The 22,079-nt window shown below is 32.8% G+C and carries 21 protein-coding genes; 8 read left to right on the top strand and 13 right to left on the bottom strand.

All coding sequences use genetic code 11. The features are described 5' to 3' along the window. From RH81_RS12625 to RH81_RS12615, 3 genes are read right to left on the bottom strand one after another with little or no spacing between them, the layout of a single operon-like run. A complete protein-coding gene (locus tag RH81_RS12625; protein ID WP_033960865.1) occupies window positions 1-603 on the bottom strand; it encodes a LemA family protein in 603 nt (200 codons plus the stop codon). Window positions 604-615: 12 nt separating this feature from the next. Further along, entirely contained in the window at window positions 616-945 is a 330-nt protein-coding gene (locus RH81_RS12620; protein WP_033960864.1) for a MerR family transcriptional regulator, read from the bottom strand. Beyond that, window positions 945-1,916 (bottom strand): M23 family metallopeptidase, encoded by a 972-nt coding sequence (locus RH81_RS12615; RefSeq protein WP_033960863.1) that lies wholly within the window; start codon window positions 1,914-1,916, stop codon window positions 945-947. The genes RH81_RS12620 and RH81_RS12615 overlap by 1 nt, the downstream gene beginning before the upstream one ends. Before the next feature lie 153 nt (window positions 1,917-2,069). Between RH81_RS12615 and alaS the strand changes: the two genes are divergently transcribed. After that, window positions 2,070-4,685, top strand: a complete 2,616-nt coding sequence (gene alaS / locus RH81_RS12610; RefSeq protein ID WP_033960862.1) for an alanine--tRNA ligase — start codon at window positions 2,070-2,072, stop codon at window positions 4,683-4,685. Window positions 4,686-4,709: 24 nt separating this feature from the next. Further along, the gene (locus RH81_RS12605) at window positions 4,710-6,062 is read left to right on the top strand and encodes a UDP-N-acetylmuramate--L-alanine ligase (protein ID WP_033960860.1); all 1,353 of its coding nucleotides are present in this window, start codon (window positions 4,710-4,712) and stop codon (window positions 6,060-6,062) included. A gap of 10 nt (window positions 6,063-6,072) precedes the next feature. On the opposite strand, the gene RH81_RS12600 is transcribed toward RH81_RS12605, so the two are convergent. The 4 genes from RH81_RS12600 to RH81_RS12585 all read right to left on the bottom strand — a co-directional run bounded on the left by RH81_RS12600 (window position 6,073) and on the right by RH81_RS12585 (window position 10,707). After that, window positions 6,073-6,840, bottom strand: coding sequence for a LytR/AlgR family response regulator transcription factor (locus RH81_RS12600; RefSeq protein ID WP_033960859.1), 768 nt, complete (start codon window positions 6,838-6,840; stop codon window positions 6,073-6,075). A 1-nt stretch (window position 6,841) separates the two neighbouring features. Beyond that, on the bottom strand, window positions 6,842-9,439 hold the full coding sequence (locus RH81_RS16570; RefSeq protein WP_052172548.1) for a tetratricopeptide repeat protein: 2,598 nt from the start codon (window positions 9,437-9,439) through the stop codon (window positions 6,842-6,844). A 12-nt stretch (window positions 9,440-9,451) separates the two neighbouring features. After that, window positions 9,452-9,808, bottom strand: a complete 357-nt coding sequence (locus RH81_RS12590) for an Hpt domain-containing protein (protein WP_033960858.1) — start codon at window positions 9,806-9,808, stop codon at window positions 9,452-9,454. A 227-nt stretch (window positions 9,809-10,035) separates the two neighbouring features. After that, a complete protein-coding gene (locus tag RH81_RS12585; RefSeq protein ID WP_033960857.1) occupies window positions 10,036-10,707 on the bottom strand; it encodes a hypothetical protein in 672 nt (223 codons plus the stop codon). A gap of 318 nt (window positions 10,708-11,025) precedes the next feature. Between RH81_RS12585 and RH81_RS12580 the strand changes: the two genes are divergently transcribed. Further along, entirely contained in the window at window positions 11,026-11,664 is a 639-nt protein-coding gene (locus tag RH81_RS12580; protein WP_033960856.1) for a hypothetical protein, read from the top strand. 2 nt (window positions 11,665-11,666) lie between these two features. Here RH81_RS12580 and RH81_RS12575 read toward each other — a convergent pair whose 3' ends face one another. The 3 genes from RH81_RS12575 to RH81_RS12565 all read right to left on the bottom strand — a co-directional run bounded on the left by RH81_RS12575 (window position 11,667) and on the right by RH81_RS12565 (window position 13,673). Beyond that, window positions 11,667-12,566 carry a proline and serine-rich protein 1 family protein gene (locus tag RH81_RS12575; protein WP_033960854.1) on the bottom strand — a complete coding sequence of 300 codons (900 nt, stop codon included), beginning with the start codon at window positions 12,564-12,566 and terminating at the stop codon, window positions 11,667-11,669. 73 nt (window positions 12,567-12,639) lie between these two features. Further along, window positions 12,640-13,230 (bottom strand): FMN-binding negative transcriptional regulator, encoded by a 591-nt coding sequence (locus tag RH81_RS12570; RefSeq protein ID WP_033960852.1) that lies wholly within the window; start codon window positions 13,228-13,230, stop codon window positions 12,640-12,642. After that, window positions 13,230-13,673, bottom strand: coding sequence for a DUF1569 domain-containing protein (locus RH81_RS12565; protein WP_033960850.1), 444 nt, complete (start codon window positions 13,671-13,673; stop codon window positions 13,230-13,232). Before RH81_RS12565 ends, RH81_RS12570 begins: the two co-directional genes overlap by 1 nt. Before the next feature lie 70 nt (window positions 13,674-13,743). Between RH81_RS12565 and radC the strand changes: the two genes are divergently transcribed. The 4 genes from radC to RH81_RS16565 all read left to right on the top strand — a co-directional run bounded on the left by radC (window position 13,744) and on the right by RH81_RS16565 (window position 17,442). Continuing rightward, window positions 13,744-14,442, top strand: a complete 699-nt coding sequence (gene radC, locus RH81_RS12560; protein ID WP_033960849.1) for a RadC family protein — start codon at window positions 13,744-13,746, stop codon at window positions 14,440-14,442. A gap of 94 nt (window positions 14,443-14,536) precedes the next feature. Further along, window positions 14,537-15,838: a polysaccharide deacetylase family protein gene (locus tag RH81_RS12555; RefSeq protein ID WP_033960848.1), complete on the top strand. Its 1,302-nt coding sequence runs from the start codon at window positions 14,537-14,539 to the stop codon at window positions 15,836-15,838. After that, window positions 15,828-16,517, top strand: coding sequence for a YjjG family noncanonical pyrimidine nucleotidase (locus tag RH81_RS12550; RefSeq protein WP_033960847.1), 690 nt, complete (start codon window positions 15,828-15,830; stop codon window positions 16,515-16,517). Before RH81_RS12555 ends, RH81_RS12550 begins: the two co-directional genes overlap by 11 nt. Before the next feature lie 37 nt (window positions 16,518-16,554). Then, a complete protein-coding gene (locus RH81_RS16565) occupies window positions 16,555-17,442 on the top strand; it encodes a hypothetical protein (protein ID WP_052172547.1) in 888 nt (295 codons plus the stop codon). Here the strand turns inward: RH81_RS16565 and RH81_RS12540 are convergent. Then, entirely contained in the window at window positions 17,439-18,719 is a 1,281-nt protein-coding gene (locus RH81_RS12540; RefSeq protein ID WP_033960846.1) for a replication-associated recombination protein A, read from the bottom strand. The two genes, RH81_RS16565 and RH81_RS12540, sit on opposite strands and share 4 nt — an antisense overlap. 88 nt (window positions 18,720-18,807) lie before the next feature. On the opposite strand from RH81_RS12540, the gene RH81_RS12535 reads away from it, so the two are divergent. Then, the gene (locus RH81_RS12535; protein ID WP_033960845.1) at window positions 18,808-19,554 is read left to right on the top strand and encodes a rhomboid family intramembrane serine protease; all 747 of its coding nucleotides are present in this window, start codon (window positions 18,808-18,810) and stop codon (window positions 19,552-19,554) included. Here the strand turns inward: RH81_RS12535 and rlmB are convergent. After that, complete coding sequence (rlmB, locus tag RH81_RS12530; protein WP_033960844.1) at window positions 19,551-20,285, bottom strand: 23S rRNA (guanosine(2251)-2'-O)-methyltransferase RlmB; 735 nt, start codon at window positions 20,283-20,285, stop codon at window positions 19,551-19,553. The genes RH81_RS12535 and rlmB overlap by 4 nt on opposite strands. 61 nt (window positions 20,286-20,346) lie before the next feature. Continuing rightward, window positions 20,347-21,990 carry an aryl-sulfate sulfotransferase gene (locus RH81_RS12525; protein WP_033960843.1) on the bottom strand — a complete coding sequence of 548 codons (1,644 nt, stop codon included), beginning with the start codon at window positions 21,988-21,990 and terminating at the stop codon, window positions 20,347-20,349. Between the last annotated feature and the right edge of the window lie 89 nt (window positions 21,991-22,079).

Genomic DNA, 22,079 nt, shown 5'->3' with positions numbered 1-22,079 from the left:
CTAATTTTTTCTTATCGAATCATTTATATCAGGAGCATTTTCAATTCCTTCGTCTCCATCAAATCGTGATTTTTTCTCAAACCCAAAAATGGATGCATATAAATTATTTGGAAATTTTCTAACTAGATTATTATACGGAGTAATCGACTCGTTAAAGCGATCACGCTCGACTTTAATACGTTTTTCAACGCGATCATAAGAGTTCATTACTTCCTTGTAATTCTCATTAGCTTTAAGATCAGGATACCTTTCAAACACAGCTAGTAATCTTGATAAAGCGGAAGTCATTGAGCCTTGAGCTTGCTTAAATTGTTCTAACTTCTCTGGAGTAATATTTGAAGGGTCAATTTGAATGCTTGTCGCTTTTGATCTTGCTTCAATTACGCTTTTGAAAGTCTCTTGTTCGTATTCTGCATAACGCTCTGCAATCTTCATTAAATTTGGAATTAAATCACTTCGCAATTGATAAGCACTTTCTACTTTAGACCATTGTTCGCTAATATTTTCTTCTTCTTCAATAACACTGTTGTAAAAGCCTGAACCTTTCATGTACAAGCCAATAGCGATTATTGCAATAATAATCAACGGTAACCATTTTTTCATAATATGATTGTTTTAGAGTTGTGTTTTAATTTTAATAAGTTGAGCTTTTATACCTTCTAACTTATTAATGATCTCGAAGTTGTTCAACGTTTTTTGTTTTTCTTCTTTGAGATGTGTTTTTGCACCTTCAAGAGTAAAACCACGTTCCTTTACCAAATGATAAATAAACTGTAGATTCTTGACATCCTCAGGAGTAAACTTTCGATTTCCCTTTGCATTCTTTTTAGGCTTAATAGCATCAAATTCTTTTTCCCAAAATCGAATTAAGGATGTATTCACATCAAAAGCTTTGGCGACTTCGCCAATGTTGTAATATCGTTTTTCAGGTAAATCTATATGCATTAGTCTAAGGATTGATTTTCTAAGGATGCTTTTGCTAACAGTCTTGCATATTCGTCTGCAGAGAGGTTTCCGTAGTAAAAGTTTATTGGATTTATGCGTTCTTTATCTTTAAATACTTCATAGTGAAGATGAGGTGCTTCCGATCTGCCAGTACTTCCAACAAAACCAATTAAATCACCACGTTTTACTTTTTGATTTGAGCGCACATTGTATTTATACAAGTGGGCATATAATGACACGTAACCGTAGCCATGGTCTATTCTAATATGTTTACCATAACCTGATGCATTATTGTCAGCACGAGTTATAATCCCATCTCCTGATGCGTAAATAGGTGTGCCTCTCGGAGCTGTAAAATCCATACCAAAGTGAAATTTCCTAACCTTAGTAAAAGGGTCAGTTCTATAACCATAACCAGAAGCCATATGTTTTAGATCTTCATTTTTTACAGGTTGTATAGCTGGTATAGCTGATAAAAAATTCTCTTTATCTTCAGCCAATACAGCGATTTCATCTAAAGATCGGGATTGTACAACAATAGCTTTTTGAAGTAAATCTAAACGCTTATTGCTTTCAATAATTAGTTTTGAGTTGTCATAACCTTCATACTTTTTGTATCTGTTGATACCACCAAATCCTGCTCTTCTCTGTTCTGATGGAATTGGATTGGCTTCAAAATATAATCGGTAGATGGCATTATCGCGTTCTTCAACACTTTCTAATACAGCAAAAGCATTGTCAACACGTTTATTAATAAGTTTGTATTGTAATTCTAAATTAGCTTGCTCTCGTTTTAGAGCTCTTTCTTTAGGTGATTCAATATATTGACTTGCAATAAAAACAAATAGAAACCCAAATAATGCAGAGGCTAGCACAAACAACATGGCAAACTTTATCGTAGTTCTTTTTTTACGCTCTATTTTTCGATAAGAAAGCGTTTCAGAATCGTAATAATATTTTACTTTAGCCATATCTTAAAAAGTTCTATTTTTGCATGAATAATAGAACGAAACACAAATATATAAATTGTTTCACACTTTGAAGTCATTTGAACTTTTGTTTTAGACTTTTTCATTAATTTGGGTGCTGCAATTTGTTAATTTACAAGGATTTAATTTCTTATTATGAAGTCTCAAGACATTCGCCAAACATATTTAAACTTCTTTAAAGAAAAGAAGCATAGCATTGTGCCCTCTGCACCAATGGTTTTAAAAAACGATCCAACCTTGATGTTCGTCAATTCAGGAATGGCGCCTTTTAAGGAATACTTTTTAGGTAATGCAGAACCAAAAAACAATAGAATTTCAGATTCTCAAAAATGTTTGCGTGTTTCAGGTAAACACAATGATTTAGAGGAAGTAGGTTATGATACGTATCATCATACTTTATTTGAAATGCTAGGGAACTGGAGTTTTGGAGACTACTTTAAAAAAGAGGCTATTGCTTGGGCTTGGGAACTACTTACTGAAGTGTATGGTGTTGATAAAAGCATACTTTACGTGACAGTTTTTGAAGGAAGTGAAGATGCAGATAAGTTACCAATGGATCAAGAAGCCTATGATTTTTGGAAAGCTTTTATTCCTGAAGATCGCATCCTTATGGGAAATAAGAAAGACAACTTCTGGGAAATGGGAGAACAAGGACCATGTGGTCCATGTAGCGAGATACATGTTGATATTCGTTCTGATGAAGAAAAAGCAAAGGTTGACGGAAAGTCATTGGTAAATATGGATCATCCTCAGGTAGTAGAAATCTGGAATCTTGTCTTTATGCAATATAATCGAAAGGCAAACGGAAGTCTAGAAAACCTTCCTGAAAAACATATCGATACAGGTATGGGTTTTGAACGTTTATGTATGGTGCTTCAAGGCGTTCAGTCTAACTATGATACTGATGTCTTTACACCTATAATTAGAGAGATTGAAACTATTACAAATAAGGACTACGGAAAAGACGATAAAGTAGATATCGCTATTCGTGTCATTTCAGATCATGTTAGAGCTGTAGCATTTTCTATTGCTGATGGTCAGTTGCCAAGTAATACAGGAGCAGGATATGTAATTAGAAGAATTTTACGTCGTGCTGTACGTTATGGTTTTACATTTTTAGATAAAAAGGAACCATTTATTTATAGATTAGTTGGGATTCTTGTCAAAAAAATGGGACCAGCATTTCCAGAATTAAAAGAACAAAAACAACTGATTGAAAATGTGATTAAAGAAGAAGAAGCTTCTTTTTTAAGAACTTTAGATCAAGGTTTATTACTATTAGATCGAATTATTTCGAATTCAAAATCTAAAGAAATTTCAGGTAAAAAGGTATTCGAGTTAAAGGATACGTATGGTTTTCCTGAAGATTTAACCGATTTAATTCTTCGTGAAAAAGGGTATACTTATAATCATGATGAGTTTGAATTAAAACTTAAAGAACAACAAGAGAGAGGTAAGCAAGCGTCACAACTCAAATCTGATGATTGGACTGTTTTGGTTAAAGATGAAGTGCAAGAGTTTATTGGTTACGATACTACTGAAGCTAATGTAAAATTAACACAGTATAGAAAAGTAACTTCTAAGAAAGATGGAGAAATGTACCAATTGGTCTTTAATTTAACGCCATTTTATTCTGAAGGTGGAGGACAAGTTGGTGATAAAGGTTATTTAGAAGACACTTCAGGTGATGTGATTTATATTGTTGATACCAAAAAGGAAAACAATGTGATTATCCACTTTACTAAAAACTTACCTAAAGATATAAATGCCACATTTAAGGCATCTGTTGATACAAAACAACGAAACAGAACAGAATGTAATCATACAGCAACCCATTTATTACATCAGGCATTACGTGAAGTCCTTGGGATTCATGTAGAGCAAAAAGGGTCTGCTGTTCACTCTAAATATTTGCGTTTTGATTTTTCTCATTTTTCTAAATTAACTGTAGAAGAGTTGCGCGATGTAGAGAATTTTGTCAATTCAAGAATTGAAGGGAAACTCAAGTTGCAAGAACAACGAAATATTCCAATGGAAAAAGCAATAGAGGAAGGTGCTATGGCTTTATTTGGCGAGAAATATGGAGATACGGTTCGTACAGTGCGCTTTGGACAATCTGTTGAACTTTGTGGAGGAACACACGTAAAAAATACTGGTGATATATGGCATTTTAAAATTATTTCAGAAGGTGCTGTAGCTGCTGGAATTAGGCGTATTGAAGCCATTACTAACGATGCTGTTAAGGATTTCTATTTTGAAAATAACAGAGCGTATTTCGAAATGAAAGATTTACTTAATAATGTTAAAGAACCCGTTAAAGCATTAGTAAATCTTCAAGAAGAAAATTCAGATTTAAAAAAGCAGATTGAAAATTTACTTAAAGAAAAAGCTAAGAATATCAAAGGGGATTTAAAAAGTGAGATCACTGAAGTAAACGGTGTTCATTTTTTAGCGAAAAAGATAGATTTGGACGCTTCTGGAATAAAAGATTTATGCTTCGAATTGGGTAGTCAATTTGACAATTTATTTTTATTGTTTGGAGCAGAAAATAATGGTAAAGCAATATTGTCTTGCTATATCTCAAAAGAATTAGTTGCTAGTAAAGATTTAAACGCTGGAACTATAGTTAGAGAATTAGGTAAGCACATCGAAGGTGGTGGTGGAGGACAACCGTTTTTCGCTACAGCTGGAGGTAAAAATCCTGATGGATTAGATAATGCCTTAAATGCTGCAAAGTCATATATTGAATAGATTTAATCTTCAAAACGATTAACCATGAACGTACATTTTATAGCCATTGGTGGAGCAGCAATGCACAATCTCGCTATTGCTTTACATAACAAAGGATATAAGGTCACAGGAAGTGACGATACTATTTTTGATCCTTCTAAGTCACGTTTAGATGCTAAAGGTTTATTGCCAGAAGCATTTGGTTGGTTTCCTGAAAAGATTTCCAATGCTTTAGATGCAATTGTTCTGGGAATGCATGCTAAAGAGGACAATCCTGAATTATTAAAAGCTCAAGAATTAGGTTTAAAAATTTATAGCTATCCCGAATTTTTATACGAGCAATCTAAGCATAAAACACGAGTTGTTATTGGTGGAAGTCATGGCAAAACAACTATCACATCAATGATATTGCATGTGATGCATTACCACGATCGTGATGTTGATTATATGGTTGGTGCACAGTTGGAAGGTTTTGATGTGATGGTGAAACTAACAGAAGACAATGATTTTATTGTTTTAGAAGGTGATGAATACTTAAGTTCTCCAATTGATAGACGACCAAAATTTCATTTGTACAAGCCAAATATTGCATTGTTAAGCGGAATTGCTTGGGATCATATTAATGTGTTTCCTACCTATGAGAACTATCTGGAACAATTCTCGATTTTTGTAGATAGTATCGTTAATGGTGGCAGCATTAACTACAATGAAGAAGATTTAGAAGTGAAGCGAGTTGTTGAAGCTAGTGAAAACCCAATTCGTAAGTTGGCGTATCGAACACCTGAATATCGTGTTGAAAACGGACAAACCTTATTAGAAACTCCTGAAGGTGATTTGCCAATTGAAATTTTTGGAGCACATAACCTTAATAATCTTGCTGGTGCCAAATGGATTTGTCAGCATATGGGAATTGATGAAGATGATTTTTATGAAGCCATTGCAACTTTTAAAGGCGCAAGTAAACGTTTAGAAAAAATTGCTGAGTCTTCTCATAGTATTGCCTATAAAGATTTTGCACATTCGCCAAGTAAAGTAGAAGCAACAACAAATGCATTAAAAGAACAGTATAGTGACAGAACGCTTGTTGCTTGTTTAGAATTACATACCTACAGTAGTTTAAATGCTGAATTTTTAAAAGAGTATAAAGGTGCATTGAATGCTGCAGATGTTGCAGTCGTTTTTTACTCGCCACACGCTGTAGAAATTAAAAAATTGGACGAAGTTACTCACGAACAAATTGCCAATGCTTTTCAACGTGATGATCTAATTATTTATACCAATCCTGAAGACTTTAAAGATTTTTTGTTCGCTCAGAACTTTGATAATAAAGCTTTGTTACTGATGAGTTCTGGTAATTATGGTGGTTTAGATTTTGAAGAGGTGAAGAAGTTGTTTTAAATTACGTCTACTAATTTGAAGTTTGATAGGCTTCAAACCAATCCACAAAAGGTTTCTTTTTTCTTCGCGAGATAGGAATGTTTATTGTTTCAGAAAGCTGAACTAAATTCCCATTTGTATAAGCCGTAATATGCTTAGCATTTAGAATATGAGATTTATGACAACGATAAAATCCTTTAGAATCAAGTAATTCTTCAAGTTCTATTAAGGTCTTAGTAACGAGTTTTTTCGTTCCATTTTTTAAATAGATATAACTATAATTTCTGTCACCTTCTATGTGAATAATATCATTTAAAACTAACCTTAAATCGCCATCTTGGGTTTTTAAATTTAGCATATGATCTGCAACACTTTTGCAGGCTATGTTTTTTAATGCTAGAGATAAGTTTTCTTTTTGAAGTTCTACTTTATTATGTGCTTTAAAACGTTTTATGGATTTTTTTAATTCACCTAAATCTATAGGTTTTAATAAGTAATCTAAAGCATTAAAACGAATAGCTTTTATAGCGTAGTGACTATATGATGTAATAAATATAGTTTGAAAATTAATCTCTGATAATTGAGATAACATTTCGAAACCTGTCATATCTGTCATTTCTACATCAAGAAAAATAAGTTCAGGTTTGTGTTTTTCAATTTCTTGCATGCCCTCCTTACCATTGCTTGCAGCAGATAGTACTATTATATCTGGAAAATAATGATCTAACTTATCTTGTAATAACTCTCTTATAAAAGGATCGTCATCGATAATTAAGCATCTAATTTTATGAAAACTCATATTATGACTTTAGCTCGTTAAAGATAGGCACAATTAATTCTTCTAGCTTATAAGGCTTAGGAATGTAATTATTCATTCCAGCATCATAGCAACTATCTATTTCTGTCTTCAATAAACTTGCAGTCATGGCGATGATTGGAATTGTAGTTGTTCTTTCTTCAGATTTTTCTATTTCTCTAATGCTTTGTGTCGCTTCAAATCCATTCATTTCAGGCATTTGCACATCCATTAGAATGAGATCAAAGGTATTTGTTTTGAATTTTTCAATTGCCAAAGCACCATTTTCAACAGTGTCTATAGTAACATCTTCAATATAATACGAGAGGTCATCCTGAGCTATCATTTGATTAAATGGGTTGTCTTCAGCAATAAGAATTCGAATGCCCTTTAAAGATTCTGCCATCGTTTTTAGTTTGTCTTCAGATATGAAATTCTGACTAATGGCATCAGGTTCCGGAATAGTTAAAGGCAAGTCAAAATTGAATGTACTACCTTTCCCTTCTGAGCTTTCTACCCAAATTTCCCCATTTTGTAAATTGACTAGTTGTTTAGAAATATTAAGACCTAATCCAGTACCTCCATAATATCTTGTGGTTGATTCTTTGGCTTGTTCAAAAGCTCCAAAAATGGTTTTATGTTTGTCTTTTGGGATGCCTATACCTGTATCTTTTATTGCAAAATGAAGAACATTATTAGTCGAAGAGACTTCAATGTCCACGCTTCCTTTTTCAGTAAATTTAATTGCATTTCCAACAAGATTAATTAAAATTTGGTTTAATCGTGTTGGATCTCCCATGATCAACGTTGGTACATTTTCAGAAACATCATAAGATAAAATCAAACCTTTTTCTTCTGCTTTATATTTGAGAATTTGAATAACATTTTCTATTACAGCTTCAAGGTTTAGTGAAATGTTCTCAATTTCTAGTTTACCAGCTTCAATTTTTGAAAGGTCCAGAACATCATTTAAAATGACAACCAGATTGTCAGAACTTGTGCGCATCGCTTTTAGAAAAACATCTTGTGATTTTGGATGATCGTTACGCTCCAATATGTTTGTCATTCCAGAAATCGCATGCATGGGTGTTCTAATTTCATGGCTCATATTCGCTAGAAACTGTTCTTTATACTTTTCAGATTGTTCTACTTTTTTCTTTTGCTCCTCTATGATGACTTTCTGTTTACGCGTTACTTTAAGTCTATTAAATATGAGTATTGCCAATAAAGAGATGAGTAGTAACCCAATGCCAATGGCCCAAGAAATACGTTGTTGTGCGGCTGTTTTTTGCTCTTGCAATGCAATCTTCTTTTCATTTTCAAGATCGTCTATTGCTTTTTGTTTATCGTAATTTGATTGGACTTGCAATTCAATAATAGCTTTTTGGTTTTCTTTGCTATTTAAGCTGTCTCGCATCTGAAAATGAAGCGTATTCATTTCTAGAGCTTTTTTGTAGTTTCCGTTAGCTTTATAGCTTCTTGTTAGGTTTTTAGAAACATCACTAATGCCAATCACATCACCTGTGTCTTGGTAAAAGATTAATGCATCATTGCTATATGAGATGGCCTGATTATGTTTCCCTTGGTCCGCAAGGATTATTCCAATTTTTTTCTTTGCTGCAGCAGTTATGTTTAAATTTTTTGTTATTTCAGATAATTTTAAACTTTTTGTCGCGTATTCTAAGGCGCGTTCTAGGTTGCCTTCATCATAATAAAGACGTCCCATATTCTGAGAAAGCCTTGCGATGTATGGTATGTTTCCGATATCTTCAAAATGCCTTAAAGCTTTCTCTAAATTTTTTAAAGCTTTTTTATTATCGCCTTGTCTTGCATAAATACCAGCAATATTAGATAAAGAGCCTGCCAAAAGTGTTTTATTCCCTATGTCTTCAAAGTAATTAAGATTTAGAGTTATAAGTTTTATAGCTTCGTCTAGTTCTCCTTGTTGCATATAAATATTAGCCATGAAGGATCTAACTCTAGTAATGTTTTGTTTATCGTCGAGTTCTTCGAAGATTTTTTTGGATCTAATAAGATATTCTAATCCAGAAGTTAGATTACCTTTCCTCGCATAAGTTTTACCAATATCGGCTAAACTTTTTCCGACACTTACTTTATCTTGTATCTCTTCACTTATTTTTAATATTTGTAAATTATAGTCTAGTTCCTTTTCTAAATCACCTTTTGATTCGAAGACTCTTGAAATATTACCTAAAGAAATAACCTTTATTCTTGGATCATTAATTTCTTCAGATAATTCTAATGCTCGGTTAAATATGTCGTATGATTTATCAGGATCACCTTTTAATAAATAATAGTCGCCTTGTGTATTTAAAGCAAGAGCTTGAAAATTCTTATGCTTTGTTATAAGTGCAAAATCATATTGTAATTCGGCGTAATATAAAGCACTATCTGGTTTGTTAAAACGGTAGCCTTCCATTGCTATTCTGTGTATTGCGTTTAAGCGAATAGTGTCTTGTTGCGTTAGGTCTTTCCATATAGTAATTAACGAATCTTGTTTGGTTTTTGAAAGTAGTTGTGCTTTAGCTGATAATAGCAAACAAAAAAATGCAATTAAAAAAAGAAGTGGCTTTGTTTTCATGAGGGTTGGTGGTTAGAAATTTTCTCTAATTGCTAAATTTACATCGTTAATAGCGAGGTCTAGCTTTATTATTACTGTTTCTATTAGTGTGTTTAATTCTTCTAAGGGCATGGTTTCATAATCTAACTCTAAACGTCTAATGGGTTTTACAAGATCCATAATTCCAAAAAACTGTATCTGCGGACTCATTTGGTGTAACAATTGACGGACTTGTTTTCTGTCTTCAGCTTTTAAGCTTTCTTTTAAACTATCAATCCGTTGAGGGATTAATTCTTGAAATTGTAAAAGGTATTTAAGAATTATTTTATCGTCTCCTCTGGAGATTTTATTTAAATCTTGTGGATTTATAATTTTAGTATTCCAATGCATGTAAACTGTTGTAATAAATCTTATATCAATTATATATTCCGAAGATACACTTTAATAAGTATAGATAAATAGGTATCGGACTTCTGGGAAATAAAAGATAGTTGATCGTTTGATTAATGTTCTATCGTTATGTGTCTCTACAATTTGTTTTAATACAAAAAGTGTAGTACCAAGCTTTAATTCGATACTACACCTAATAGATTAATTAATAGCAAATATCTTAAGGTTTAATCGTTTACCTTTATTTTATCTTTAGATGACTCTACATCGGTAAATCCAAAAAATGACCATGGATTATTAGCTCCTCCACTAGAATCTTGATTACAATTATTTGATATGAAAGGACTGTATTGATCTGATGGAGCATTGTTTCCTTGTCCATTATCTTTGACGGCAAAGTACACATAGGTTCCAAGCTCATAAGGATCACATGGTGGTGCTGGAAATCCAGGTGGTGGTGGTGGGAACATTACAGTGTTTTCGATAACTTCAATAATTTGACCTCCATAGACTACTTGATTATCTCCTATTGATATTACACTTACTGTTTCTATTACAACATTGGCAGTGCCAAAAGGACCAAAAGTTAATTCAATTGCAGCGCTTCCATGGGCACCTCCATTGTTTTGAGTTCCTGAGAAAGAAATATGTCCTCCACCGAAAGCACCAAAATCTCCATGTGCATGTAAGCTATTTCCATTTCTACTAGATCCGAATGTATTATTTGTTTTCTCTCCTAAATCTGTACTTACAACAGCTTCCCAATCATTTGCATTAGATAGCTTAAATACATAAGCAGCTTCTGTTTTTTGTTCTAAAGTTGTTTCATTTACATCTTCTGTACTGCATGATGTAAATAAGATACATACAAGAGGAATTAATAGCATTAAATTTTTCATGATAATTGTTTTAACTTGATTAAAGCAGTATTGCTTGATGTAAATATATAGTGATTGTCAGGAGCTTAAGCCATGTGTTTATCTAATGGTGACTTGACTTATCTACTGGGTGTGTTTCTGGACGAACGGTCAATCTAATGGTAGGAAGATTTATTTTTTTTGCATTTGACTGTTTGTCATTCTGAACTTGATTTAGAATCTCATTATCTTTTACAATAACTTCAATAGTGTCTCGTTATCAATTCAAACCAACCAATTCAATACGTCTATTCTAAACAACTACGATTATTAATCAATTTTTAAAATCAATTAATTATTATGAGACGTATTCTTATCACAGTATGTATTCTATCTTTATTCTTTTCATGTTCTAGCGACGATTCTAATACACCAGAAGCTCAAATCGAAAATTTTTATGCCTTAACTGTTGATAATTTCTGGGTATATAAAAATTACCGTTACAATATAAATACAGAAACTTATGACGATACTGGAGTTGTGGATTCGATCAGTATTGTTGGGACTGAAGTGTTTGAAGGTAAAACCTATTTTAAGTTTAGACGTCTCACAACAGGTAATGAAAATCAAATAACTTATTGTAATCCCAATGGAGAATATTTTGAATATTTAAGGGAATTTGAAGGCAATCTTATTTGGAATACTGGTGAAGTAAAATTCACAAATAATGATTATTCAGTAAGAACTCTTGATGAAAATGATTGGGGAAATATCGTAGAAAAATTAACAGATGATACAACATCACTCAGTGTTGAAGCAGGAACTTTTGATTGTATAAATTCTGAGCGTTATGTTATTTTGCCAGATGGAGAACAAGCTCCTAGTCTAGATCGCTTTTATTATTCAGATGGTATCGGACTTGTGTATGATACTTCCTCTTTTGTATCACAGGAAACTCCAAGTATTATAAGGCGTCTTGAGTCTTATAACGTGCAATAAATTTAGTGTCCAAACGACGCAATATGTTCGTCTAATTCTTCAATTGTAGATTCGAATTGAAAAGAGTTATTTACTTTCCAGAAGTTCTCTGGATTAAAGCAATACGAATAAGCAAACTTTGCATACTCTAATCTAGTATCTTCAAAATCAAATAGGCTTGTAATATGAGCAACCTGACCTGAAGTCAAACAATTACCTTTCGTGATCTGTTTAGCCAGTGTTAACTTAGAATCTGAAAACGTTTTACTTTTAATTGATTCTAATGCCTGATTAAAATCAGGACGTGACATAACGTAACAACCTGGTTCTTCAACAATGATGACATCAGTAGGCCCTCCTGTTGTAGTTGTTGTAGTTTGCGTTGTAGTCGTTGATGATCCCGTATTAACATTAATTCCAACACCAACATTAGTTCCGTCTGCATTTACACCAACACCAATATTAATTTGGTCACCGTTACCAGAAGACGTAGTCGTAGTGGTTTGTGTTATGGTTTGTATAGGAGCTAGAGCTACAGCATTATAATGAATGACTGAAACATTACTTGGAGGTGGCAAAATAGCCTGAAAAGGCGTAAAAGAGTAATAGCGCAATTTTTTACCTCGCTTAGTTGTTTTGATTTTATAGACAAACTCTCCTCGGTTATTATCAATATCTACAACCATAAGATGTTTCTTTTCCAATACAGGAATCGATTCATCAGCAAATATGATTTTGGTGTCGTAGTATTCATTTACTAAATAGTCTACAGCAATATTAACTACTGGTTCTTCATTTTGTCTGATGCCATTTAGAATTACATAAAACGCATCTCCATCTTCTGAAAAGATTGTCAATTGAGATTCCTGAGCATTAGAGAATAGACTAACTAAAAGTAATGTTAAAAAGGTAATATTTTTCATAATGATTGATATTTAGAAATATGCTTTATTCAAAACATGTGCCAAAAATAATAATTTATTCAGATATGCATAATTAAAAAACAGAATCCAAAAATTTCCTGATACTTTCTTGATTTGCTCTCACTAATTCAGTTCTAGCAGCTTTGGTATCACTTGGTTTTTTATCTTGGGATAATTTGAATTTCCCTTCCCAATGGGTTATAGTAATTTCAAACATTTTTATGTAATTCAGGTTTCGATCTAACCTTGGGTTATCTGGTTCTAAAACATACTTATGATCAGGAGCTTCTAAAAATTCTGTCATAGCAATCAACGATTGTTTTAAAGCCGCTTTACTTTCAATCGCTTTTACTTTTCCTTTTAAATGTACTTTAATATAATTCCATGTTGGTAGTTGCGTCGTGTTATAAACACTAGGAGAAATATAACATTCAGGACCAGAAAAAATAAGTGTAATATCGTTGTTGTCTTTCAAAAGGTTCGCCTGAGGATTATAAATATCGATATGGCCAATGAGCTTTCCATTCTCGAAAATTAAAGGCAAATGTGTAATTAATGGTTGATTGTCTGCTATAGAAATAACAGTTGCCAAAGGATAGGTTTTAATCACCTCAATCATATGATTTTGGTCGTCGTCCAGATGGTGTTTAGGAGGATATTTCATTAAGCACCAAATTGTTTTAAATGATGATCTAAATGTTTGTATTGCATTTTTCCCCATTGCTCTTTGGTGAGTTCGCCAAATGCAGGATGAGGTTGCCAATCTGTTCTATCTTTATGTGTATGTAATTCTTCTAATAAACTTATCAATTTTGGTGTCTCTTCAGAAAAACGTCTCTTGTCTGTTGCTTTAAAACGAGGAACGGTAGGTAGATTTTTTCTCCACGGTTTGTCACTGTACATTGTTTTTTTAAACAATAAGTTGACTAGCCAATTTGGTTTTAGATTATAATCTTCCTTCTCAAGAATAATATGAAGCGGAAATTGACAGTGATTCAACATCTGACCTACACTCATTTTTCCCCATTGTGGCTGTGTATGTTCATCAAGTTTTTTAATTCTACTCATAATTTCAGTATGAGCTTCAGGAGTGAAAATGGATTTCATAATAATATAGTATTTTTTCTATATAATGCATATATTTATACTGTAGAAAGTTACAATATATCTTTATAAAATGACCGAAAAATCAATTTCCTTTTCCATAAAAAACTGGTCTCATGATGATCAGCCAAGAGAAAAGCTCCGTGATAAAGGAAAGGCGACATTAAGCGATGCCGAATTAGTTGCTATCCTTATTGGATCTGGAAATAGAGATGAAAGTGCGGTTTCGCTGAGCAAACGAATTTTAGCAAGTGTTGATAATAATCTCAACGCTTTAGGCAAACTTTCATTAAAACAACTCATGACCTTTAAAGGTATTGGAGAAGCTAAAGCCATAAGTATTGCTGCAGCTTTAGAGTTGGGAAGACGTCGACGAGGGAATGAAGCTCTTGAAAAAAATAAAATTAGTTCAAGTGTTTCAGTTTTTGAGCTCATGCAACCAGTAATTGGAGAATTACCTCATGAGGAGTTTTGGATTATATATTTAAACAATTCGAATAAAGTCATACAGAAAAATCAATTAAGTAAAGGTGGTATTACTGGAACTTTAGTTGACGTTCGATTGGCACTTAAAACTGCTTTAGAAGTTGGTGCTGTTGGATTAATCTTAACTCATAACCATCCTTCTGGGACTTTAAAACCTAGTGAAGCTGATAAAAATTTGACTCAAAAGTTAAAAATGGCTGCTCAAAGCCTAGATATTAAGGTTCTTGATCATCTTATTATTACAGAAAGCAGCTATTTTAGTTTTGCCGATGAATCTCTATTGTGAAAACGTCGAGAATCAATTTCTAAATTCCAATTATAAAATGACCATTTTCCATTCGTAATTTGGTATTTTTAAGAACTAGAATTTGAGTTCATTTATGCTTCTTGTTTATACACATAAAATAACACCAAGGTTACGTTACACATTTAAACATATGTGTACACGAATATTGGGTATTCCTGTATCTTTTACAACGACTATCGAGGATTTTATTGCGCATGATAGCATGAAAATGTCTTACACAAAAAAACCTCTGAGTAATGAGGTTTTTGTTAGAAGTCATGAGTTGCTTTTTGAGCAAGGCCTTTCAGATATTGATATAAATGTTCAAGATTGGAATGAAACAAAAGGCTTTTTTGCAACTGGAGAAAAGAGTGCTTTACCTTATGATATTTTTGCAGCATCATTCTATTTGCTGAGTAGGTATGAAGAATATTTGCCACACGTAAAAGATGATTATGGTCGATTTACACCTTCAGAAAGTATTGCCTTTAATAACAATTTTTTGCAAAAACCTGTTGTGGATATTTGGGCTTATAAGCTCAAAGCTATTCTAGAAGAAAAGTTTGAGCACTTTAGCTTCCCCAAAAAAGAATATTCAATTCAGCCTGTTATTGATGTGCCAAGAGCATACTATTATAAACAGAAGGGATTGATAAGAACTTTTGGAGGTATTTTTAATGATTTGTTTCGTTTAAGATTAAGACGACTATATCAAAGAACTATGGTGTTGTTTGGGTTTTCACGTGATCCACATGATACTTTCAAATGGATAATTAATAAGCAGAAAAGCTGCGATTTTAAGTTTGTATTCCTTTTTTTAATAGGTGACTATTCGACTTATGATAAAAACATCAATATCAATAAAAAGGGATTTGTATCACTGATAAAGTCCGTTGCAGATTATTCTAGAGTTGGATTAAAAGCTTCGTATTTTGCATTAGACGATATTTCTATTTTGAAAAAAGAGAAGAAAAAAATGGAATCTATTGTAAATTATGAACTGCAAGCCTCGCGTCATTCCTTTTCAAAACTAAACTTACCAAAGTCGTATCGTCATCTTGTAGAACTTGAAATTAATCAAGATTATACAATGGGCTATATTAAAGAATTAGGATTTAGAGCTGGTACGTGTACACCTTTTTTGTTTTACGATTTAGATTATGAAGTACAAACGCCATTGCAAATACATTCATTTCATTGCTTAGATTCAGCATTGTTAAAGCACCAATCTCAATTAGATAAAAAAGAAGCCATACAACGTATAATAAAACAAGTAAAACAAGTTAATGGTACGTTTACACCTATATTTCATAATTATAGTTTTAGTGATGATTTACTTTGGAAAGGCTATAGAGAACTATTCACCATGATATTAGATTCAGCAAATGAAGATTAAAAACATAAAACACGTATTTTTCGATCTCGACCATACACTTTGGGATTTTGATAAAAATTCGGCACTAGCGTTCGATAAAATATTTAATTTGCATCAACTCGATATTGATAGATCGGAATTTTCTTCAGTGTATGAACCTATTAACTTGAACTATTGGAAACTCTATCGTGAAGAAAAAATTGACAAGTCAAATTTACGTTATAAGCGTTTGAAAGATACATTTGACGCTATCAAGTTGGAAGTTTCAGACGATACTATAAATCAATTATCTGAAGATTATATAACGTATTTAACAACGTTCAACCATTTATTTGATGGCACTTTTGATATCCTAGAACATTTAAAAGACCTCTATCAGTTGCATATCATCACTAATGGTTTTGATGAAGCTCAACAAAAGAAAATGGATAATGCCAATATCTCTCAGTATTTTGAAACGGTTACGAATTCAGAAATTGCAGGTGTTAAGAAACCTAATCCTATTATTTTTGAATATGCTTTAGATGTTGCCAATGCAAAACCTCATGAAAGTATCATGATTGGTGATAGTCTAGAAGCTGATATAATGGGAGCAATTGACGTCGGTTTTGATGCCATTCTATTCAATTACCATAACAACAATCCAGAACCACATATTAAGCAAGTAAAGACCTTGTTAGATATAAAAATGTACCTTTAATCATTCGTTTTAGAAAATTAAAAAACTGATAATTCACATGAAAAACATAGTTCTAATTCTTTCACTATCCTTCTTTTTTGCTTTTAATGCGTCTTCTCAAGAAGAGAAAATAAATGTAGAAGCTATTGACAATTATAAGTATGTCATAGTCCCTTTGAAATTTGAATTTTTGAAGGACGTAGACAAGTATCAAATTAATTCTTTGACTAAATTTTTGTTTAATAAATATGGCTATACCGCATTTTTGGAAAATGATCCTTTTCCAGAGGATTTGCGTCAGAATAGATGTTTAGCACTTAAAACAGACCTAGTAAAAGTTAAAGGTGGTTTTTTAAGTACAAGACTTCAAATTAATCTGATGGATTGTAATGGAGTGATAGTAGCGTCTTCAAAAATTGGAAAAACTAGAGAAAAAGAATTTAAAGTGGCTTATAATTTGGCAGTACGAGATGCTTTTCAAACCTTTCAATTTTACGAGTACAATTATAAACCAGATTTAAAAATTACTGCATTGCCAACAAATGTTAGTGCTGATACTACTAAACAAAATGAAGAAGAAACTATAGTTGCACAAGAAGAAATTGAACGTTTAAAACAAGAAGTTGCTGCTCTAAAAGAAGAAAAGGTAGTTAAACAAGCTGTAATTGTACCAGTAGTTATTACTTCGCCTAAAAAGGAACCGATTGAAACACCTCAAGAGCTAACAGAAGACATCAAAATACTCTACGCTCAACCTATAGACAAGGGTTTTCAAGTGGTTGATAAAACACCAAAAGTAATCATGATACTTTTAGAAACACCAAAAGAAAACACGTTCATTGTTAAAGACCAGAATGCTATTGTTTATAAAGAAGATGGGTTTTGGTATTTATCAAAAAATGATGGTAATGCAACCTCATTAGAAACCTTGAATATTAAATTTTAATAACCGTATTTGTCTTTCCAGCGTTGCTTTAAAAATTCACGTTGCGCATTCTCTCTAGAATTGTTTCCTGGATTATATAGGGTTGTATTTTTTATTTCTTCAGGTAGGAATTCCTGGTTCGCAAAATTGTTATCATAGCTATGCGCATATTTATAATCTTCACCATAACCCAATTCTTTCATTAATTTAGTTGGTGCATTTCTTACAGATAGAGGTACAGATAAGTCTCCCGTTTCTTTAACCAGTTTTAGAGCTTTACCAATAGCTTCATATGCAGCATTGCTTTTTGGTGACGTAGCCAAATAAGTAGCACATTGACTTAAGATTATTCGAGATTCAGGAAAACCAATAATAGAAACAGCTTGAAATGTGTTGTTTGCAATTACCAATGCGGTCGGATTTGCATTCCCAATATCTTCACTGGCTAAAATAAGTAAACGTCTTGCAATAAACTTCACATCTTCACCTCCTTCAATCATTCGCGCTAACCAATACACAGCAGCATTAGGGTCACTGCCTCTAATCGATTTTATAAAGGCTGAAATGATATCATAATGTTGCTCACCTGTTTTGTCATATCGAACTGTATTACTTTGGATTTTTTCAGAAACAACATCATTTGTAATTATAATCTTTTCATCACTGTTATACGATGTAACGATTAACTCAAAAACGTTAAGTAATTTACGAGCATCACCTCCAGAGATTCTGATAAGTGCTTCGGTTTCTTTTAGTTTTATATTTCGTTTTGATAATAAATCGTCATCTTTAATGGCACGTTTTAAAAGCGCTTCCAAATCTTTTTTATCAAAGGCATTTAAAACATATACTTGACACCTTGAAAGTAGGGCAGGAATCACCTCAAAACTTGGGTTTTCAGTTGTAGCACCAATAAGTGTGACCCAACCTTTTTCAACAGCTTGTAATAGAGAATCTTGTTGAGATTTACTAAACCTATGAATCTCATCAATGAATAAAATAGGGTTTTTAGTTGTGAATAATCCGCCTCTTTGCTTGGCCTTATCAATGACTTCTCTAATATCTTTAACGCCAGAATTTATAGCACTTAATGCGTAAAAAGGTCTGTCGGATTCGTTTGCAATAATATTAGCAAGTGTAGTCTTTCCAGTACCAGGTGGACCCCAAAAAATCATAGAAGCAATTATTCCATGTTGCAATTGTTGAGTTAAAACGCCAGTTTTGCCAACTAAATGCGACTGACTTAAATAATCGTCAAGAGTTTGCGGACGTAATCGTTCTGCTAAAGGTTCGTTCATAATGTAAAATTACAAAAAACGAATGTGACAATATTTCATAGTTTTAATAAATGGAGAGCATTTTGCTAATTAAATTCTAAATTTGAAGATGAGTCATAACCAACAACAGTTTAAATATTCTACAGGAGTCGTTGCATATCCTGTATTTTTTGTGCTTTTGATATGGATCGTATTTTGGTTACAAGTACGTTTTTTTCCTGCTATTAAAACGTTTGGAGTGTATCCTCAAAAGCTTGAAGGACTAAGTGGCATCTTTTTTAGCCCATTTATACACGCAGATATTCAACATTTATATCATAATAGTATTCCTTTATTTATTCTATCGGTCGCCTTGTTTTATTTCTATCGGAGAATCTCTTGGAAAGTTATTCTCTACGGAATTGTTTTATCTGGTTTAATCACTTGGATTATTGGTCGACCATCAAATCATATTGGAGCGAGTGGCTTGATATATGTTCTTGTGAGTTTTATTTTCTTTAAAGGCGTTTTTGCAAAACATTTTAGATTGGTTGCTTTATCACTTTTGATTATTTTTTTATACGGAAGTATGATATGGTATGTGTTTCCTGTAAAGGAAGGCATGTCTTGGGAAGGGCATCTTGGCGGATTAATTTCTGGGTTACTTTTTGCAATTATTTTCCGAAAATCTGTAGCTAAACCAGAACGTTACGTTTGGCAACAACCAGATTATAACGAAGACAATGATCCTTTTTTAAAACACTTTGATGAAGACGGAAACTTTATTGAAATTATAGAACCTGAGATTGAAGACGAATTGCCTTCCGAGGATAATCAATCAGATGTTACTTATACGTTTAAAGAAAATAAGGATTAACGTCGTTGTCTAACAGCTTCGTAAAGAAAGGCTCCACAAGCTACAGATACATTTAAAGATTCTATTTCTCCTAAGATTGGCAGTTTCGCTGTTTCATCAGAAATTTTCAATACTGAAGGATTAATCCCTTTACCTTCAGAACCCATAACAATAGCACAAGGTTCTTTAAACGAAACATCGTAAATAGTGTTTTCTGCTTTTTCAGTCGCAGAAATCACTTTAATTCCTGAGGCTTGCATGTAAAATACAGCATCCTTAATATGATCTACCTTACAAATCGGAATCTTGAAAATTGCACCTGCACTAGTTTTTATAGTATCTCCATTTACTGGTGCACCACCTTTTTTCTGAATGATAATTCCTGAAACTCCTGTGCATTCAGCAGTTCTAATTATTGCTCCAAAATTTCTTACATCACTTAATTGATCGAGTAGAAGGAAGAGTGGTGTTTTGTCAGACTCTAAAACAGATTCTACTAAATCCTCAATTGTAGCAAAGGTTATAGGAGCTATTTGAGCTATTGCACCTTGATGATTTTGTTTAGAAAGTCTATTTAGTTTCTCAACTGGAACATAAGAAATATTGAGGCGTTCTTTTCTAAGCAATTCTTCCAATTCTGAAAATAAATCACCTCGTAATCCTTTTTGCAAAAATACTTTATCGATGTTTTCTTCAGATTTAACGGCTTCCATAATTGCACGAATTCCAAAAATTGTAGTCTCTTTTTCCATGCGCCAAAGGTATAAAAAAAACCACCTTATAAAAGGTGGTCTTAAATTATGTATAGATAATTTATTGTTTTATTATTTTTTTGGTGACGGATCTCAAGTTTGAAGAAATTCTTAAAAAGTAAATTCCAGAATCATAGTTGGAAACATTTATTTCATTAACATCACTTACTTGATTTATTAAAGCTCCAAGACTATTATAAACCTCTATTTTGCTAATGAGTTGAGTTGAGTTTACTTTAATAATGTCTGTTGCTGGATTTGGGTAAATTGCTAAATCCTGAAATGAAAATTCTTCAGTACTTAAAACATCACATGGTTCATTTATACCTGAATTTAATTCAATTGGGATTCCAGGAGTTAGATCTCTTCCCGTAAATGCAGGATAAGCAAGATCGTATTTAATAGCTCTAAAAACTAAATTTGGTATGCCAATAGGATCGTCACCTTGTGATAAAATTCCCGTTGCTCCAGTTGGGTTAATATATTCCCAAACGATATTATTACTACTATCAATTTCAAAGAAATAGCCAGAATCACCATCACAAATCAAGATATTTCCATTAGGAAGTACTTGCGCACTAGATAATATTCTTGAAAAGAAATTAATAGGATCGTCTGGATTGGTATAGGTGTAATCAGTGCTTGTTGGTCCATAAGCTGTGTCAGGAACATATTCATAAACGCCTGGAGCTGTCGTTGGAGGTGTAAAAATAAATACTTCTGAAAAACTAGGCGCTCTAGAAAAGCCATTATTAAATAAGATAAGCTGACCAGCATTTGGTAAGCCAGCAGGAATCCAGTGAGGATAGTGCTGACCATAAAGTTTTTGGTCGCTCTGAATGCCTTGTCTATACGATTGAGGATTTCCCCATCGATACAAAAAGTCACCACCATTACCGTAAATGCCTCCTATATTTGTTGAAGCCTCAGATGTTGTAGTTGAATGATCAATAATATATAATTCACTCATGTGTCTAGAGCTCATTACGATTTGATTTAGATTGTCATTATACTGAATAGAATTCACATGTAACCAGTTCGCACTTCCGCTTAAACCACCTAAAAAGTTAATGTCGAGTAATTGAGGATTGTCTTCTACAACACCAAAATTGTCCTTTGTTACATCAAAATCTTGAATCAAATGATCCTTGACATTCCATTCCCAAACGATATTAGCTTGATCGACACCAACTGGTTCAATCTCCATTATTTGCTCGTTATAAAGTATAGAATCTGTAAGGAAACTTGGATCACGTCCTGCTTGTATTGCTTCAGCATTTGACATTATAGTAACAGCAAGCACTAAAACATTTCCATTAGGCATTGGGAAAATATCGTGATGTTGTAACGTAGTATCACTTGATACGGTATAACTCCAAGTTAGATTGCCATCCCAATCAAATTTTTCAACAATTCCTCCTGTACCACCAAAAACTATAGTAGTATTTCCAACTTTTCCAGCTCTTAATAAAGAACCATCTTCTAATAGATAAACGGCATTTCCTGGAGGGTAAGCACTAGTCCATTGGTTTACTACTTCACCACAACTATTTATTAAATAGGTTTCAGTTTGAGAAGTGAATAGTGTTAATCCGTTGTAGGTGTCCGTTTGATTATACGAAAGAACTCCTACCGTGTTTTGTGAAATTAATATTGAACTAGAAGCAATACATATTAAAAGACACGCAATTTTTTTTAAAGTCATAATTAGATTATTGTCGAATAGAATGATTGTACTCGTGTCGCGTTCCTTGTAAAAATCACGATTTCGAGGAAATCAATTCAATTCAAGAA

It is taken from the genome of Psychroserpens jangbogonensis, from assembly GCF_000797465.1.
In the GTDB taxonomy this organism is placed as follows: Bacteria; Bacteroidota; Bacteroidia; order Flavobacteriales; family Flavobacteriaceae; genus Psychroserpens; species Psychroserpens jangbogonensis.
This window is presented reverse-complemented; position numbering and strand designations above follow the sequence as displayed.

Bases quoted from the DNA above. Each gene is read 5' to 3' on its own strand.
- RH81_RS12535 (WP_033960845.1), top strand. From the start codon at position 18,808: ATGAGTCATAACCAACAACAGTTTAAATATTCTACAGGAGTCGTTGCA.
- RH81_RS12580 (WP_033960856.1), top strand. From the start codon at position 11,026: ATGAGACGTATTCTTATCACAGTATGTATTCTATCTTTATTCTTTTCA.
- RH81_RS12550 (WP_033960847.1), top strand. From the start codon at position 15,828: ATGAAGATTAAAAACATAAAACACGTATTTTTCGATCTCGACCATACA.
- RH81_RS12600 (WP_033960859.1), bottom strand. From the start codon at position 6,840: ATGAGTTTTCATAAAATTAGATGCTTAATTATCGATGACGATCCTTTT.
- radC (WP_033960849.1), top strand. From the start codon at position 13,744: ATGACCGAAAAATCAATTTCCTTTTCCATAAAAAACTGGTCTCATGAT.
- RH81_RS16565 (WP_052172547.1), top strand. From the start codon at position 16,555: ATGAAAAACATAGTTCTAATTCTTTCACTATCCTTCTTTTTTGCTTTT.
- RH81_RS12565 (WP_033960850.1), bottom strand. From the start codon at position 13,673: ATGAAATCCATTTTCACTCCTGAAGCTCATACTGAAATTATGAGTAGA.
- RH81_RS12585 (WP_033960857.1), bottom strand. From the start codon at position 10,707: ATGAAAAATTTAATGCTATTAATTCCTCTTGTATGTATCTTATTTACA.
- RH81_RS12555 (WP_033960848.1), top strand. From the start codon at position 14,537: ATGCTTCTTGTTTATACACATAAAATAACACCAAGGTTACGTTACACA.
- rlmB (WP_033960844.1), bottom strand. From the start codon at position 20,285: ATGGAAAAAGAGACTACAATTTTTGGAATTCGTGCAATTATGGAAGCC.
- RH81_RS12575 (WP_033960854.1), bottom strand. From the start codon at position 12,566: ATGAAAAATATTACCTTTTTAACATTACTTTTAGTTAGTCTATTCTCT.
- RH81_RS12620 (WP_033960864.1), bottom strand. From the start codon at position 945: ATGCATATAGATTTACCTGAAAAACGATATTACAACATTGGCGAAGTC.
- RH81_RS12540 (WP_033960846.1), bottom strand. From the start codon at position 18,719: ATGAACGAACCTTTAGCAGAACGATTACGTCCGCAAACTCTTGACGAT.
- RH81_RS12590 (WP_033960858.1), bottom strand. From the start codon at position 9,808: ATGCATTGGAATACTAAAATTATAAATCCACAAGATTTAAATAAAATC.
- RH81_RS12605 (WP_033960860.1), top strand. From the start codon at position 4,710: ATGAACGTACATTTTATAGCCATTGGTGGAGCAGCAATGCACAATCTC.
- RH81_RS12570 (WP_033960852.1), bottom strand. From the start codon at position 13,230: ATGAAATATCCTCCTAAACACCATCTGGACGACGACCAAAATCATATG.
- RH81_RS12615 (WP_033960863.1), bottom strand. From the start codon at position 1,916: ATGGCTAAAGTAAAATATTATTACGATTCTGAAACGCTTTCTTATCGA.
- RH81_RS12625 (WP_033960865.1), bottom strand. From the start codon at position 603: ATGAAAAAATGGTTACCGTTGATTATTATTGCAATAATCGCTATTGGC.
- RH81_RS12525 (WP_033960843.1), bottom strand. From the start codon at position 21,990: ATGACTTTAAAAAAAATTGCGTGTCTTTTAATATGTATTGCTTCTAGT.
- RH81_RS16570 (WP_052172548.1), bottom strand. From the start codon at position 9,439: ATGAAAACAAAGCCACTTCTTTTTTTAATTGCATTTTTTTGTTTGCTA.
- alaS (WP_033960862.1), top strand. From the start codon at position 2,070: ATGAAGTCTCAAGACATTCGCCAAACATATTTAAACTTCTTTAAAGAA.